Source organism: Algoriphagus sp., assembly GCF_046296635.1.
GTDB lineage: Bacteria > Bacteroidota > Bacteroidia > Cytophagales > Cyclobacteriaceae > Algoriphagus.
In genome coordinates this window covers 23,755-40,154 of the sequence record NZ_JBKBKZ010000009.1, presented here as the reverse complement: position 1 = coordinate 40,154, position 16,400 = coordinate 23,755, and the positions used below count along the sequence as shown (strand labels likewise).

Genomic DNA, 16,400 nt, shown 5'->3' with positions numbered 1-16,400 from the left:
GGTTGCGTGTTTAGTCAATGATAAGTGCGACTGTATCTGATTTTGTTCGGATTTTAAGCCAATCCTGTAGTTTTTTGATCTCTGCTCGTGGGGGTAGGGGTTGAAAGGAGGCATAAGCAGAGATTATTGTATCGATTTCATTTTTTTCCAAATCAGTGAAGATAGATCGTCCCAAACTAAATTTCCTCAAATTGGGATGATTGATTTTAGCCTCTCGAGCTACTTCGTTACTTAGAGTCCGAATTTGGGCATCTTCCGAGAGCTCGCGTTCCAGTAGAGCGATTTTTCGATCTTTATCCAGAATTAAACCCTCATTCCGCTCATAGAGATCTTTTAGAATATCATTCCTTAACACATTGATATCTGTGCCATTACTACCGCTTTGGTTGATCAATAGCTCAGTGTCTGTCAGGCCCATTGCTGAAATTTTATTATTTAAAATCTCAATTTCTTCCTCCTTGATAAATTCTCCGATCAAGCTTACCTCTATCAGTCTGCTTGAATTGGAATATTCAAAGTTGCTGTTCAAAACCTGTGTTTTTGGAAATTGCATTTCTATAGCCACAAACTGCCGTGCTTGCTCATTCCAGATCGTTTTTTTGACAATTCCATAAGCCAGATAAATACTTGGAATCAGTGTCAACAAGGTAAAAACAGTGATATATGTCTGTACTCGCTTTTCTCTTGTAGCATCCAAAAAGTGCTTTTTGGGATAGCCCATAAACCGCACAATCAGGTAAGTAGCAAGGCTGATGAAAAATGAATTGATAAAGAATAAGTAAAAGGCTCCAAAGAAGTAGTAAAGATTACCTGTAGCCAAACCGTAGCCTGCTGTGCATAGGGGTGGCATCAAAGCAGTAGCAATGGCCACACCTGGAATGGCGTTGCTTTTTTCCTTTCTCGAACCAGCGATAATTCCGGCAAGTCCACCGAATAGAGCAATCAACACATCCCAAAATGTAGGTTCAGTTCTCGCGAGTAATTCAGACGCTGCTCCATATATTGGAGTAATGGAAAAGTAAATAGTGGAAGTTAGGATGGAGATAAAAACTGCAATCATCAGATTCCTGAATGACTTTTTGAGCAAGTCAAAATCATTAATCCCTGCCGCCATCCCGATGCCCATGATCGGCCCCATGAGGGGGGAGATAAGCATGGCACCAATGATGACGGCAGTGGAATTCACATTTAATCCTACCGAGGCCACTAAGATTGCAAAGATTAGAATCCAAAGATTTGCCCCCTTAAATTCCACATCTTTCTTGATGTATTCGATAGTTTCCAATTCATCTTCTTTGCCCTCTTCGAGGTCAAATCTTTGTCTAAGGTAGATGAGCATTCGGATCAAACCGCTCCTCTTTATGTTAGGTTTTCGAGGCTTATTTTCTATTTTGGACATAGTTTAAAAGTAACTTATTTTTCAGAATGGGGCTTCTTTTTCCTTTTTGGATGAAATATTTTCTCCAAAGAGAGATATCAGTCAAAATTTCTTCCAGCCTAATTTGGCTTCGGAATTCTATATTTAGCAGTTAATTAATTGATGAAAACAGAAGATCTAAATCATTGATTTATAACGTTATTATATAAGGTTTTGATAGGTCAAAATTTGCACTGTCTAAAAAAATTAGATTTGCCTAAAAATAGATTTCACAAGAATTGTAGGCATGAATAGTGTTAGAAGTATATCAATCCAAGTGGAACGATTCCTCTCCTTGCTTTTGTTTAACTGCTTGGATCGCTTTCAAAATTTTAAATCTTAACCAACGATTTTTCCCAATGAGTCATTCTTTGAAAAGAAAAATTTTAGTGTTGGATGATGATAAAATTCAACATCTTTTGATGCGGAAAAAATTAAGTCTGATGAATATTGATGTTGACTTAATCTTTTTTGAAGATGTCGCTCAAGCTTTGGAATTCATAGAAAGTACTCCGCCAGATGTAGTGATTTCCGACATCAATCTAAACAAAATGGATGGTTGGAATTTTTTGGAAATGTTAAAGAATTTGAATTATAAAGGGAGTTTTTTCTTTCTTTCAAGTTCAATATTTCCTGATGATCGAAACCGGGCAAATGAGGATTCCTTTGTCACAGATTTTTTTGAAAAGCCTATCAGAGAAAGTGACCTGAATTATATCCTTACTAGCTAGACCCAATTAATCGGGGCCTTTTAATAAAATTACTTAATTTCGGAAATCAGAATAATATTATGGCTGAAGAATCAGATGACCGAAAGCCTTTGCTTTCAAAGAAAATTGATAAGTTTTTTACCGGATTAGCAGATGCATGGAACTTCGTGAAGAGATTTTTTCAGGAAGTGTTTTTGCCCCCTTATGAATTTAAGGAGGTCGTTCATCAATGTTACCGGATCGGTGTGGAGTCACTCCCATTAATTTCGCTTACGGGATTCATCGTGGGAATTGTGTTTACCAATCAATCACGACCCTCACTGACTGAGTTTGGGGCAGCATCCTGGTTGCCTTCCTTAATTTCAATCGCCGTGGTAAGAGCAATGGGGCCTTTAGTCACTGCGTTGATTGCAGCGGGAAAAGTAGGCTCCAGCATTGGTGCTGAGATAGGTTCGATGAAAGTAACCGAACAAATCGATGCGATGGAAGTTTCAGCAACGAATCCTTTCAAATTCCTGGTGGTTTCGAGGGTCCTAGCCACCACATTTATGATTCCACTACTGGTTATGTACACCGATTTTGTAGCCCTCATGGGTTCGTTTTTGAGTGTCAATAAAAATGAACTGGTAAGTATGACAACCTTTTTTGTGCAGGTTTTTGAATCAATTACCTTTTTGGATGTTACTTCATCCATTTTTAAATCCATCTTGTTTGGCTTTACGATAGGAATAGTAGGATGCTACAAGGGATATAACTCCTCTAAAGGAACTGAAGGGGTTGGTTTAGCAGCCAATGCAGCAGTCGTGATGGCGATGTTCTTAATATTTATCGAGGAGCTTCTGGTGCTTCAAGTGGTCAATGCAATCAGAGGGTCATAAATCATGGATGAGAAAGAAAAAGTAGTAGAAATAAGAGGGTTGAAAAAATCCTTTGGCGATTTAAAGGTGCTACAGGGTGTAGACTTGGATCTGTACAAGCAAGAGAACCTCGTGGTATTGGGGAAATCAGGTTCTGGTAAATCGGTATTGATCAAAATCATGGTAGGATTATTGACACAGGACTCCGGAAGCATGAAGGTGTTGGGTCAGGAAGTGGCTCAACTCAAAAAGAAAGCCTTGAATGCAATTCGATTAAGAATCGGATTTTCTTTTCAAAATTCTGCCCTTTATGATAGCATGACTGTCAAAGAGAACATGGAATTTCCATTGGTGAGAAATGAAAAGAATTTGACCAGAAAAGAAATTGATAAAAGAATAGAGGATCTTTTGGATAGTGTAGGATTACCTCAGACGATCAACCAAATGCCTTCCGAACTATCGGGAGGTCAAAAAAAGCGGATTGGCATTGCTAGGACACTGATTCTAAACCCTGAGATTATGCTCTATGACGAGCCTACGGCCGGGTTAGACCCAATTACCTGCGGAGACATTAACAATTTGATCCTTGAGGTCAGAGAGCGATATAAGACCTCTTCTATCGTTATTACCCATGATTTGACCTGCGCCAAACAGACCGGAGATCGGATGGCAGTTTTACTGGAGGGGCAATTTAATGCTATTGGCACGTTTGATGAGGTATTTCCAAATGCAGATGACGAGCGAATCAAATCATTTTACGACTATAATTTTATAAACTCATGAGAGGAGAAAATAAGCGAACTGTCCTAGTAGGTATTTTTGTGTTTCTTGGAATAGCAATTCTGGTAGCAGGAGTAATGACTCTAGGAGGTCAACAGAAAAAATTTGTAAAATCAATCCAATTGAAAACTGTATTTGATGACATTGGAGGATTGCAGGCAGGTAACAACATCTGGTTTTCCGGAGTGAAGATAGGTACTGTCCGCAAAATCAATTTTTATGGAGAATCCCAAGTAGAGGTAGAGATGAACGTGGAGAAATCTGTGTCAGATTTTATCCGTAAAGACTCCAAAGCTACGATCAGCTCGGATGGTCTGATTGGGAACAAAATCATCGTAATCTATGGAGGGAGCACAGAAGTGCCTGCAGTAGAAGACGGTGACAGATTGACCTCAGTCATGCCACTAGATACAGATAAAATGATGGAGACGCTGCAGGTGAACAATGAAAACTTGGTGGCAATCACACAAGATTTGAAAGTTTTGACCAGTAAAATCGCGGCGGGTGAAGGGATTGTAGGTCAGGCACTGACTGATGCCACCCTAGCCAATAATTTCAAAGCCATTCTGGTAAACTTGGACCGAGCATCGGCAAACAGTATTCGAATGATCAATGATTTGAATTCTTTTACAGCAAAAATGAATAAGGATGGAAACTTTTTCAACGAATTGGCCACAGATACTGAAATGGTTCCCGACCTCAAAGCTACCATGGAAAGCTTCAAGGTGACAGCGGCTAATTCCCAAGAAATGACAAGAAAACTGAGTGAATTGACAGATAAGCTAAGCTCCACTGATAATCCAATGGGTATGCTACTCAATGATCCCGAATTTGCCAAGTCGCTGAAAAGCACGATAGAAAATACCGATTCAGCTACTTATAACCTGAACAAAGGAATGGAAGCGCTGGAATATACTTGGCCATTCAACAGAGGGTTTAAGCGAAAAGCAAAAGCCGAAGAAAAAGCTGCAAAAGATAACTAACATCAGAAACCGATCACAATTGATCGGTTTTTTTCATTATTGCTTGCCTTCCCTTCTTCCGTCTCTGATTTTTTCATTGGCTTCTTTCACTTCATCGATAGATGCTTTGTCCATGTCGGTTGTATTCAGTTCAGTTAACGTAGCCTTCAACTCGATAGGAAAATGATCCGAACCAATGAATGGAAGGACATGGATTTTAGACAATCCAAAATGATGACTTATGAAAACATGATCCAGCGGCCATCTAAAAAACGGATATTTTGCATGGAAGGTGTTATAAAATCCTCTCCCTTTGCGCGGATCGGCCATTTCTGAAATTTTCAGGAAAAGCGAAGTTGTATAACTCCATGCCACATCATTCAAGTCCCCGATAACCAGCGAAGGCAATGGGTTTTTCTTGGATTTTTTCCCAACTATCAGGATTTCCGCATCACGTTCTGTTGATTTCAGACTTTCACCAGGGACAGGCGGAGAGGGATGAATTGCATAAATGGTGATTAACTGTCCATTTCTAAGTTCGACATCAATCTCCAAAGAAGGAATTTCCTTATTGATTAGATAATTGATCTCTTGTCTTCGGATTGGAAGATTTGAAAATAAAATTATCCCATAGGTATTTTCCAGAGGAAGAAGAATTTGGTGCTTAAAAGAAGCGTGAAGTGGAACCAAAGCTTCATTCCAAGCTTGATCTGTTTCCACCAAGAAAACAAGATCAGGATCGTTTTTTTGAATAATTTCAATAGTTTTTTCAAATTTCCGATTGTATTGGTAGACATTGCCCACAATTAAATGAATTCCTTTCTGGCGGTCGAAGGGAACCATTTGAATCATTTTTCTACCCAAAGGCGAATAGGGCCAAACCAAATAACTAAGGTAAACCATGCTGACTAAAATGCCCGCAGCCCAATACCAAAATAGATCATCACTCTGGCCCAAAATCAACCAAAGAACTAGAAAGATTGTAAAAGCAGTAAGTTTCTGAAATCGAGGATAATCAAAAACCCTAATCCACCAGTGATCAAATTTGATCAAGGGAATCCAGGTGAATCCAGTGAATAGGACTATAAAAATTTTCAGTATGAGGATTTCCACTAAAGCTGGGTTTGATAAAGAAAGTAAAGAAATGGGATTTTTATTGAAAAATAAGATAATAGGGATTGCTCTTTTCTAAACTTCAAATAAAAATTCTCCCATTGTTCTGAAATAATAAAAAGAATTGATCTAGTCTGAATCGAGTTTCAGATTTTTTTTAACCCAATTTAAATCTCACCGGAATGTAAAGCCAAGCCTCGATAGGATTGCTTTCCAGATCTTGAATAAAAATTGAGGAATGATTCTTGAGTTATTTATACTTTACAAATTAGAAATTTAACCCAAAACGCCATTTTTCACCATCACTCCCTCGATATAAATCTTATTTTTGCTTCTTTATCCCATCAACCAAAATCACATGAATACAATCAACCCGACAACAACTCCAGCTTGGTCAAGGCTTCTCGAGTTAGTCGAAAAACATAAAGACCACACTATTTCCTCCCATTTTCAATATCCCGGTCGATTTGAGGAATTTAGTATTCACCATGAAGATATGTTGGTGGATTTTTCTAAAAATCGAATCTCTGACGGAATCTTGTTGGCTTTGATGGATCTGGCGCGAGAGACCAATCTTCATCAAGCGATAGAGGCTATGTTTTCCGGTGAGCCGATCAATCAAACCGAAAATAGGGCAGTTCTGCATACTGCCTTAAGAAATCGAAAGGGTCATCCGGTCTATGTCGATGGTAAGGATGTCATGCCTGATATCAATGCGGTCCTGACTCAGATGAAAGATTTTGCGGACCAAATTTATTACGGTAAATGGCTTGGCTATACCGGGAGACCAATCACTGCACTGGTCAATATCGGTATTGGGGGTTCTGACCTTGGTCCGGTAATGGTGACGGAGGCGCTCAAGCCTTTTCAAAATCCAAATTTGGACATCTATTTTGTGTCCAATGTGGACGGTACCCATATCGCGGAAACCTTGAAAAAAGTGGACCCTGAGACCACACTGTTTTTTATTGCCTCTAAGACCTTCACTACACAGGAGACCATGACCAACGCACACACTGCAAGAGAATGGTTTCTGGGAAAATCAAAAGACGAGACGGCAATTGCCAAGCACTTTGTTGCACTCTCCACCAACTCAAAAGCGGTGGAAGTCTTTGGGATCGATCCGGCTAATATGTTTGCATTTTGGGACTGGGTAGGAGGTAGGTATTCCCTTTGGTCTGCAATAGGTTTACCAATTGCCTGCGTGATAGGTTTTGAACATTTTGAAAAGCTGTTAGCTGGTGCCCATTCCATGGATGAGCATTTCCGTCACTCCGCTTTTCAGCGGAATATCCCGGTCATTTTGGCGATGATTGGAATCTGGAATACCAATTTTCTCGGAGCCACTTCTGAGGCAATCTTACCATACGACCAATACATGCATCGCTTTGCGGCCTATTTTCAACAGGGAAATATGGAAAGTAATGGTAAATACGTAACTCGTGACGGTCAAAAAGTCAATTACACCACTGGTCCTATCATTTGGGGAGAGCCCGGAACAAATGGCCAACATGCATTCTATCAATTGATTCATCAGGGCACCCATCTGATCCCTTGTGACTTCATCGCTCCGGCAATCTCACAAAATCCAATCGGAGATCATCATCAGAAGCTGCTCTCCAACTTCTTTGCTCAGACGGAAGCTTTGATGAAAGGCAAATCACTTGAAGAAGTGACAGCTGAAATGAGAAAGGCCGGAAAATCAGAAGAAGAAATCGAAAAGATCGCTCAACACCGGGTTTTTAAAGGCAATCGTCCGACCAATTCCATCTTAGTCAAAGAAATCAATCCCTACACATTGGGTCAATTGATTGCGATGTACGAGCACAAAATTTTCGTACAAGGGGTCGTTTGGAATATTTTCAGCTTTGATCAGTGGGGAGTAGAACTGGGAAAAGTACTCGCTAATGGCATCCTTCCCGAACTTATCCATGATGACGAAGTGACTTCGCATGACAGTTCGACCAACGGACTGATCAATGCTTATAAAAAAATGCGAAATGGCTAAGGTGTAAAAATTCCACCTACATCCACTTTAAATAATCTCGGGGGAACGGTCAGTCCACTAAAACTGATCCGTTCCCCCGAGATCGTTAATTCCATTTTGGAATCAATAGAAATACCTTCTGTCTGGCCTAATCCAGCGGGACTTCCCAGAAAAAACTGATTCCCCGACCCTGAGAAAATAGATCCTGTGACTGAAGCAAAGGTCCAGACAAATGATCTTGAGCTGATTCCTTTGTTTTCATACCCCAACAAAATGACATTTTTGCCATCAGGGCTGACATCTGCGCCAGTGATAAGGCCTTTGGAATCAAAATTTTCTTGGAAAGCAGCTACCTGCTTTCCGACAGTAGGTGAAAGGGTGTAATGCTTAGTCCGTTCATCTCCCCAATTTTTTGAAAAGAGATGAAGCTGATTGTCCCTGAAAATCATCGCCTCGCAATCAAAGTTGTGATTAGCATTCGATCCTGAAAAATCACTTTGATCAGGATAGCTAAATTCGATGATTTCTGCTGTTACCTCAGTTTGATTCAAGAGGTTTGAAATTGGGATTTTCAGGATTTTTAGATCGGTTCGGTTACCGACATTATTACCGAAATCTCCTATAAACAAATGCGTAGAACTCGAAGCCAAATCCTCCCAATCAATATTTGGAGCATTGGTCACTTTGATCGTCCGAATTAACGAACCGCTTGCAGGGTTGATTTCCTGAATTTCCGCTGAGTTGCCACTGTCATTGATTGAAAACAGCCGGCCTTGAATTCTTTGCAAACCAGAGGTTTCATTTAGGGCAGTTCCGAGTTCATGGATGCGATAGGGGAAAAGTATGGAAGGATAGCCATTTCCGCCCAAAACCAATCGCTCTGAAGCAACATCAAAATCTACCTTCTGAAAGGAATCAGGAGTTCCTGTTGAGGAGCTGGAAAATTGGTATTGCTGATGGAAAAAACTTCTGGCAGGTGCTACGATTCGAAATGACTTTCCATTGCTTAGTGGAATTTCTGTTTTCAGCAATTCATTGCCTTTAACATAAGTGTAATAGAAATCTGAGGTACTGGAGAGCGTTCCTGCTTGTGGTTCGAGAATTTTCGGTGCTGTGGAAAGTTCCGGTTTGGAAAATGTAAACAGTCCGTAATCCGAACTTGCTTTCAGCAAAAGTGACTCGTTGGTATTATCAACGACCAACTGGCCGGAAACATTGACTGGAAGTGTTGATGAAAGTGCTTGTGCTGTGGAGGCACCGCTGTATTCATAGGTTCCAAAGGGCAAATCGATGGTGTATGACTTGCTGAAATCGTTTGGATCGAGGGAAAGGCTGAATGTCTCGCCTCCGGATCCGGTGAAAGTGAGATTCAGCTGATTGGAGAAAATATGTTTCCATTGAGATGTTGCTAAAGTTCGACCGGAGGGATTAGTGGATTTAGTAAGCTCCATTCCCGAAATGGTCACTTTGCCAATGTCGGAACCTGGTTTTTCTTTTTCCCCACAGGAAAAAATCAAAAGAAAGAACATTAAAAAAATAGGACTAGTGATATTCATAATGATGAGGTAATTGGGAAAAAACATTTAGAAAATTCCTTTGATCGAATCATTTGAGGATTTTGGATGAATTTTATTTTCCGGAAAGTCGATTTTTAGCTTTTCACAATTGGCAAACACTGCCCTTGAAAAACAAATTCATTATACACCCTGTTGCCATTCTAAACACCAAAGTTATGAAGGAACTACTGGAAGATATCAAGATCAACGGAAACGGAAATCGAAAAGCTGAACTTGAGCGGAATCATGAGGATAAAATATTGATCAAAGATGCGATTTTTGTAAGGTTTGAAGGGAATCTGGTCAAAGTAAAATATGATGATATTCTGTGGTTGAAAGGGGATGGAAATTATACCACCCTGGTTGCAAGACATTCTGTTTTTTCAGTCCGAAACATCCTGAAAGACTTCGAAACTGCCCTTCCTGCTGATCGATTTATGCGTATTCATAAAAGTTACATCGTGCAAGTCGCAGAAATCAACGCCATCAATACCCGAGAAATCAAAGTGGCTACAGATCTGGTACCAGTAGGCAGAACTTACTACCACGATTTAGTGAACGGAATTCAAAAACTGGGAAACATTCCGGATTAAATCCATAACAAACTACTGTCTCCATAACTTAAGAATCGATACTCTCTGTCCAATGCTTCCTGATAGATATTCTTCCAATTTTCACCTAGAATAGTAGCAATTAATAAAATCAGGGTCGATCCAGGTTGATGGAAGTTGGTGATTAAGCCGTCAATCATACGATATTGATATCCCGGGAAGATGAAAATTTCAGTATTTCCAAGAATGCTTTCAATGCCATTTTTTTTCATAAAATCAAGTACAGCGTTCAACGATTCATTTTTGCTTGGTATCGACTTCCGATCTTGATAAGCATACAGTTTTTCGATGGAGAATTCTTCCCCCTTTCCTTCCAAAAGCTTGACTCCAAACCAAAAAAGACTTTCCAGTGTCCTCACAGAAGTCGTTCCCACAGCAACAGTTTTTCCTTGGTGGGATAAAAGCTTTTCAATAGTTTCCTTGCTGATTTGAATTTGCTCGCTGTGCATTGGATGCTCGAGCACGTTTTCGGCTTTTATGGGTTGAAAAGTACCTGCACTGACATGCAGCGTGACTTGTGCTTCCTGGATCCCTTTTAATCTTAATTTTTCGAAAATTTCATCTGTAAAATGAAGCCCGGCGGTCGGGGCAGCCACAGCGCCCTCCTTTTTGGAATAGACCGTTTGATACCGCGATTTGTCTTCTGCATTTGGCTTTCGGTTGAGATAGGGAGGAAGTGGGACTTCTCCGCTAGCTTCGACTAAGTCCACAAAAGCAATTTCAACATCGTCCCAAGAAAATTCCACGGCTTTCTTTTCTCGGTCAATTAACTTTGCCGATAAGACGATATCCTGTCCATTTATTTGAACATGACCTTTGAGAATCTCGCCGTCTTTCCACTTTTTGGCATTGCCAATCATCGTCTCCCAAGTGACAGGATGCTTGGCTAGCATGATTTCAGGAATTACGGTGGTCGGAGCGATCGGCTGAAGCAAAAAAATCTCGATTCTCGCTCCGGTTTCCCGCTGGAAAATCAATCGTGCTGGAATCACCTTGGTGTCATTGTACACCAAAAGTGTGTCTGCAGGAAGTAAATTCGGAAGATTATAGAAATGCAGATGTTCGATTTTCCCATCTTGAACATGCAAAAGCTTCGAGGCATCTCGCTTTTCCAGAGGAAATTTAGCGATGCGTTCATCAGGCAGTGTATATTCGTACTCACTCAGGTCGATCTTTGGAATCTGCATTTGTCACTTATTTTCGGGCACAAATATAGGTTTCAGTCAGACATTCTCCGGTATTTTTGGTTAAGTAATCCATGGTAAATACAGTGCAACTTCAGTTTTCATACATCAAGCGAACACTCATTTTCAGATTTGATGCAGGGACTTCCCGTGGAGTTTTGAAGACTCGGGATGTCTATTGGATCAAAGCTAGGGATCCCAAAAATCCTGAAATCATGGGTTGGGGAGAGGCGGCGCCTTTAGTCAAACTCAGTCTCGATTACCGGGAAGATTTTGAGGCGATATTGGAAAAGACGCTTAGGGAAATGTGTAAGGAAACCTGGGAAAATGATCAGGATTCCGTGCTTTTCAAATTGAAAGGTCTGATTGCCGCAGAATTTCCAGCTATTCGCTTTGGGCTCGAAACGGCCATTTTGGATTGGATCAATGGAGGAAAAAAGCGAATTCTAGCCAGTGAATTTTTTGATGTTCATAAACCAATTCCGATCAACGGGTTGATCTGGATGGGAGATCGGGATTTTATGTTGCAGCAGATTGATCAGAAATTAAGTGAAGGATTCAATTGCATCAAGATGAAAATCGGTGCCATTGATTTTGAGCAGGAAATAGAACTTTTGGGCTATATCCGGTCTCGTTTTTCAAAAGAACAAATTACGCTTCGGATCGATGCGAATGGCGCTTTTTCTCCATTAGAAGCATTGAATAAGCTGAAACGGTTGGCCGAGTTCGATATACAAAGTATCGAACAACCTATTCCTGCCGGGAATTGGGTAGAAATGCGAAAACTTTGTATTTCTACCCCCTTAGCAATTGCCTTGGATGAAGAATTGATTGGAGTGAGGGAAAAAGAAGAACTTCTCGATCAAATTCAGCCCCAACATATTATTTTGAAGCCGACCTTAGTCGGTGGGATTCTCGAAACGCAGGAGTGGATCTATCTTGCGGAGCAGCGAAATATTGGCTGGTGGATGACTTCGGCACTGGAAAGCAATATTGGACTCAACGCCATCACTCAACTTGCCTCGACTTTTGGATCAGCCATTCCTCAAGGTTTGGGAACAGGAAAATTGTACCATAACAACCTCGAATCACCACTGGAAATCAAGTCAGGATTTATCCGATACAATTCGGGTCAAACTTGGGAAACTCCTTCCTAATCGTTCAATCTGAAAAGATATACGGGTTTATTCAGTTCTGCCTTCCAGAGTGTTTGGGTGAGTTTTCCGGTAAATGAATCGCGTTCAAAAATCACAATATCATTGCTAGCTTGGTGCGCAGCCAATAGGTATTTACCATCTGATGTGAGATTGAAGTTGCGGGGCATCAGGCCTCCTGAGGAGATATTTTGAACCAACACATATTGACCTGAAGGCCGCTTTCCAAAAACCGAAATCGTATTGGCATCTCCTCGATTGGAGACATAAACCTGCTTTCCATCGGGAGAAAGTCGGATCTCTGCCGCCCCTACCTTTCCTTCAAAACCCTCATCGAGCAAGGTAATTTCTTGTTTTAGCTCCAGAACTCCATCTTTATAAGAGAAAACATCCATTGCTGCTGCCATTTCCTGCACGACAAGCACTTCTTTTCCATCGGCTGAAAAAGTGAGATGACGAGGTCCGTCACCGGGAGACACAGGAAATTCTCCTGAAAGTTTCAATGGTTCGGCTTTGGAAGCGTCAAAGTCATACACATAAATCTTGTCCGTGCCTAAGTCGGCTACAAGCACCCGCTTTCCTTCCGGATCAAATGTGGTGCTGTGAACATGCGGGCTTTTCTGGCGGTCTCGATTGATACTTTTTCCTTTGTGGGCTATCGTTTGGGCATGTTCCAGCATTCCTTCAGGGGACACTTTGAATACACTCAGACTTCCTCCGGTATAATTCCCCAAAATGACAAAATCTTCATCGGGCGAAATCGAAATATGGCATGGATGATCTCCTCCGGATTTCATTTGATCAATTAAAGTGAGCGAATTATCTGTTGGGTTTCTGACAAAACTCAAGACTTGTCCTCCTGGAGTGCCGGAAGCTTCTTCTAGCGAAAAGACCCGCTGCCCATCCTTAGAGGCAATGACGAAAGATGGATTGGCAATTCCGGCCGCGATAGTTTCAATGGTCAGGATATTTTCCTCCGGTGAAAAATAGAGATGATTGATGCCCTGAATCGGAGAATCAGTGTAGGTTCCAACCAAGAATTCATAACTTGAAGGTGTGGGAGTGGTGATCACTTGAGTTTCTTGTTTTGGAGAATTACAGGCAGCTGCTGTAAGAACTAGCGTCAGGAAGTAGATGAATTTCATATCCTGAAATTAGAGATAATTTTATATGATTATCCGCTTCTTTTACAGTATATCAAAATGGCCTCGACTACGCTCGGCCATCGGACTTGAGGACAATAAAGGGAGGGGAGGAATATGCGGCGCAGCCGCATATTCCTCCCCTCCCTAAAACAAAACTAACGGACACCGAGCGAAGTCGAGGTGAATCTTAATGGAATTGAGGAAATACAAATAATTTTAACTTCCACTCTTTTCTTTTTTCATCAAAAAGCGGAATAAAAACTGTAAAAAAGAAAATAAAAGATTCGAAAACTTGTTGAATTTTCATTTTTGGTTCAAAAAAAAAGAAAAATTATTAATTTGCCATACCTATCAAATCTGACCCTGGATGTTTCAAGTTTATGATACCCAAGTCGCCAAGCGATTTACGATTTACAACAGTCTCTTTTTAGACTTGCCTTTTGATGACATCTATGTCACCGGAACTCTGCTTCCTTTTTTGGGAAAAGCATGTGAGCGAGGTTTTGCTGCCGGAAAATCCCCGCGGGAGATAATCAATGGATTCTTTGAGGAGATGCTGCCGGGCGAAAATGAAAAAAAGAAAACTGATTTTCTTTTTCAAATGATCCAATATGTGGAGCGGCAGGTTGTTTTGTTTGACTCCATCGAGGATGCAGCCTACGAAAAGATCAACGACATCTCCGGAAAAGGCTCCATTAAAGCCCTAATCAGCCGCGTAGAAACCGACCGGAAAAAAGAAGAACTGATCGAAAAGCTTAAAAACTTCTCTGTCAGACTGACACTCACGGCTCACCCCACGCAGTTTTATCCCGGTAATGTGTTGGGTATTATCACTGACTTGGAGCATGCTATTCGTACCGATGATCTGGAAAGCATCAATTTGCTCTTGCAGCAATTGGGTAAAACAGGATTTATTAATCGGGAAAAGCCGACGCCATTCGGTGAAGCAATCAGTCTGATCTGGTACCTTGAAAATGTCTTTTATCACAGCATTCCGGACATCATCATTCGCCTGCTCAAAGGCCTTGGACAGCCACTCCATACTTGGGAAAATCCTGCGATTCTGAAAGTAGGATTCTGGCCGGGAGGAGATCGTGATGGTAATCCTTTTGTCACGCACGAGACTACCCTTCAAGTGGCCGATAGATTGAAGAAATGGTTGATGCGTTGCTATTATCGTGATCTACGTAAGCTTCGAAAGCGATTGACTTTCAATCATGTAGAGGAACATATAGTCAAAGCGGAACGAGGAATTTACTTCAGCCTTTTTGAAAACAAAGAAATTTTCTCATCCAAAGAAGATCTCCTAGCGATACTATTTGAAGCAAGAGAAGCACTGATCATCCATCATGATGGCTTATTTTTAGATCTTTTGGATCAGTTTATTCTTAAGGTGCGAATATTTGGTTTTCACTTTGCCTACATGGATTTGAGGCAGGACAGCAGAAAACATGACGGGCTCTGGGAGGAGGTTTTCAGCCTTCAGGGAAAAGAATTTAGCGGCACTGAAGAAGAACTGATTGAAAAGGTCATGAAGACCAAGGAACTTCCGGTCTTGGATCAATACAAAGAGCCATTTCATAAAGAAATGCTGCAGTCAATGGCGACTGTCAATTCCGTACAAGCAACCAATGGAGAAGATGGGCTACACCGCTATATTATCTCCAATTGCCAATCTGTACTTCATATGATAGAAGTGTATCAGATGGCCAAATTGACCCTAGGAAAAAAAGACGGCGAACTGCCATTAGACATCGTTCCGCTTTTTGAAACCGTCGATGATCTGAAGATGGCTCCCCAAATCATGACCCAATTATATCAAATGCCCGAGTATAGAAAGCATTTGGAAAGTCGGGGCAACAAACAAAACATCATGCTTGGCTTCTCGGATGGCACCAAAGACGGAGGATATCTTAAAGCCAACTGGTCAATTCTCATTGCAAAGGAAGAACTGACTCAGGCCTCCAGAGCCAATGAGATCAGTGTCGTATTCTTCGATGGTAGAGGTGGCCCGGTAGCCAGAGGAGGAGGTAATCTTCATAACTTCTATGCCTCGCTAGGCGAGAAAGTGGAAAATTCTGAAATCCAAGTGACGATTCAGGGTCAGACGATCTCATCCAATTATGGAAAGCAGGCTTCCTGTATTTATAATTTTGAGCAATTGTTGAGCGCCGGGGTGGAAAGCCATTTGTATCCTGACTTCGAAAAAAGTCTAAATGAATCACAGCGAGCGCTCATTGAAAAATTGGCCAATATCGGCTACGAAAAATACAAGGATCTAAAAAATCATCCGAAGTTCGTCCCTTATTTAGAGCATGTTGCTCCATTGAAATTTTTCGGGATGACTAATATTGGTTCCAGACCTTTGAAAAGAGGAAAAGATGGTGGACTTCAATTTGAAGATCTCCGGGCAATTCCTTTTGTAGGATCTTGGGCTCAGATGAAGCAAAATATTCCGGGATTTTATGGTGTAGGAACCGCAATCAATGCCGTGGAGAAGGAAGGTGGGTTAGAAGAGCTAAAGAAACTTTACCAAGACAGTCTTTTCTTCAGAACTCTCCTCAGTAATTCCATGCAGTCACTCAAAAAGTGCTTTTATCCAGCCACAGCCTATTTAAAAGACAATCCTGAGTATAGCGAGTTTTGGCAAATGCTGTTTTCTGAATTCGAATGTTCGGTTCAAGAACTAAAGAAAATAGCGGACATGGAGGAGCTCATGGAGGATAATCTGGTGACCAAAAGGTCAATTGAAATCCGGGAGCGAATCGTTTTACCATTGATCACGATCCAGCAGTATGCGATTCAAACTATCCTTGAAAATGAAGGATCCACAGAAATTCTCGACAAGCTCATCCTTAGAACAATGTTTGGCATCATCAACGCAGCTCGAAATGCGGCGTAGGATTAGAAATGATTAAATGCTA

13 protein-coding genes are annotated in these 16,400 nt (G+C 41.1%); 8 read left to right on the top strand and 5 right to left on the bottom strand.

Annotated elements, in window-relative coordinates; translation table 11 throughout:
- Positions 1 to 10: 10 nt before the first annotated feature.
- Positions 11 to 1,399: a TIGR00341 family protein gene (locus ACK4HU_RS08580; protein ID WP_409805552.1), complete on the bottom strand. Its 1,389-nt coding sequence runs from the start codon at positions 1,397 to 1,399 to the stop codon at positions 11 to 13.
- A 377-nt stretch (positions 1,400 to 1,776) separates the two neighbouring features.
- On the opposite strand from ACK4HU_RS08580, the gene ACK4HU_RS08575 reads away from it, so the two are divergent.
- The 4 genes from ACK4HU_RS08575 to ACK4HU_RS08560 are packed head-to-tail and all read left to right on the top strand — an operon-like array spanning position 1,777 to position 4,747.
- Positions 1,777 to 2,148 carry a two-component system response regulator gene (locus ACK4HU_RS08575; RefSeq protein ID WP_409805550.1) on the top strand — a complete coding sequence of 124 codons (372 nt, stop codon included), beginning with the start codon at positions 1,777 to 1,779 and terminating at the stop codon, positions 2,146 to 2,148.
- 59 nt (positions 2,149 to 2,207) lie between these two features.
- A complete protein-coding gene (locus tag ACK4HU_RS08570; protein ID WP_409805547.1) occupies positions 2,208 to 3,005 on the top strand; it encodes an MlaE family ABC transporter permease in 798 nt (265 codons plus the stop codon).
- Positions 3,006 to 3,008: 3 nt separating this feature from the next.
- A complete protein-coding gene (locus tag ACK4HU_RS08565; protein ID WP_409805545.1) occupies positions 3,009 to 3,767 on the top strand; it encodes an ABC transporter ATP-binding protein in 759 nt (252 codons plus the stop codon).
- Complete coding sequence (locus ACK4HU_RS08560; RefSeq protein ID WP_409805543.1) at positions 3,764 to 4,747, top strand: MlaD family protein; 984 nt, start codon at positions 3,764 to 3,766, stop codon at positions 4,745 to 4,747. The genes ACK4HU_RS08565 and ACK4HU_RS08560 overlap by 4 nt, the downstream gene beginning before the upstream one ends.
- A gap of 36 nt (positions 4,748 to 4,783) precedes the next feature.
- Here ACK4HU_RS08560 and ACK4HU_RS08555 read toward each other — a convergent pair whose 3' ends face one another.
- Positions 4,784 to 5,839: an endonuclease/exonuclease/phosphatase family protein gene (locus ACK4HU_RS08555; protein ID WP_409805540.1), complete on the bottom strand. Its 1,056-nt coding sequence runs from the start codon at positions 5,837 to 5,839 to the stop codon at positions 4,784 to 4,786.
- 358 nt (positions 5,840 to 6,197) lie between these two features.
- On the opposite strand from ACK4HU_RS08555, the gene pgi reads away from it, so the two are divergent.
- Positions 6,198 to 7,847, top strand: coding sequence for a glucose-6-phosphate isomerase (gene pgi / locus ACK4HU_RS08550; protein WP_409805537.1), 1,650 nt, complete (start codon positions 6,198 to 6,200; stop codon positions 7,845 to 7,847).
- Here the strand turns inward: pgi and ACK4HU_RS08545 are convergent.
- The gene (locus ACK4HU_RS08545; RefSeq protein ID WP_409805535.1) at positions 7,844 to 9,382 is read right to left on the bottom strand and encodes a hypothetical protein; all 1,539 of its coding nucleotides are present in this window, start codon (positions 9,380 to 9,382) and stop codon (positions 7,844 to 7,846) included. The genes pgi and ACK4HU_RS08545 overlap by 4 nt on opposite strands.
- Positions 9,383 to 9,558: 176 nt before the next feature.
- On the opposite strand from ACK4HU_RS08545, the gene ACK4HU_RS08540 reads away from it, so the two are divergent.
- A complete protein-coding gene (locus tag ACK4HU_RS08540) occupies positions 9,559 to 9,975 on the top strand; it encodes a LytR/AlgR family response regulator transcription factor (RefSeq protein WP_409805533.1) in 417 nt (138 codons plus the stop codon).
- Here the strand turns inward: ACK4HU_RS08540 and ACK4HU_RS08535 are convergent.
- Positions 9,972 to 11,180 (bottom strand): S-adenosylmethionine:tRNA ribosyltransferase-isomerase, encoded by a 1,209-nt coding sequence (locus ACK4HU_RS08535; RefSeq protein WP_409805530.1) that lies wholly within the window; start codon positions 11,178 to 11,180, stop codon positions 9,972 to 9,974. The two genes, ACK4HU_RS08540 and ACK4HU_RS08535, sit on opposite strands and share 4 nt — an antisense overlap.
- Positions 11,181 to 11,251: 71 nt before the next feature.
- Between ACK4HU_RS08535 and ACK4HU_RS08530 the strand changes: the two genes are divergently transcribed.
- The gene (locus ACK4HU_RS08530; protein WP_409805527.1) at positions 11,252 to 12,334 is read left to right on the top strand and encodes an o-succinylbenzoate synthase; all 1,083 of its coding nucleotides are present in this window, start codon (positions 11,252 to 11,254) and stop codon (positions 12,332 to 12,334) included.
- Here ACK4HU_RS08530 and ACK4HU_RS08525 read toward each other — a convergent pair.
- Complete coding sequence (locus ACK4HU_RS08525; RefSeq protein WP_409805525.1) at positions 12,331 to 13,476, bottom strand: lactonase family protein; 1,146 nt, start codon at positions 13,474 to 13,476, stop codon at positions 12,331 to 12,333. The two genes, ACK4HU_RS08530 and ACK4HU_RS08525, sit on opposite strands and share 4 nt — an antisense overlap.
- 367 nt (positions 13,477 to 13,843) lie before the next feature.
- Here ACK4HU_RS08525 and ACK4HU_RS08520 point away from each other — a divergent pair, with 367 nt between their 5' ends.
- Positions 13,844 to 16,378 carry a phosphoenolpyruvate carboxylase gene (locus ACK4HU_RS08520; protein ID WP_409805522.1) on the top strand — a complete coding sequence of 845 codons (2,535 nt, stop codon included), beginning with the start codon at positions 13,844 to 13,846 and terminating at the stop codon, positions 16,376 to 16,378.
- Positions 16,379 to 16,400: the final 22 nt, after the last annotated feature.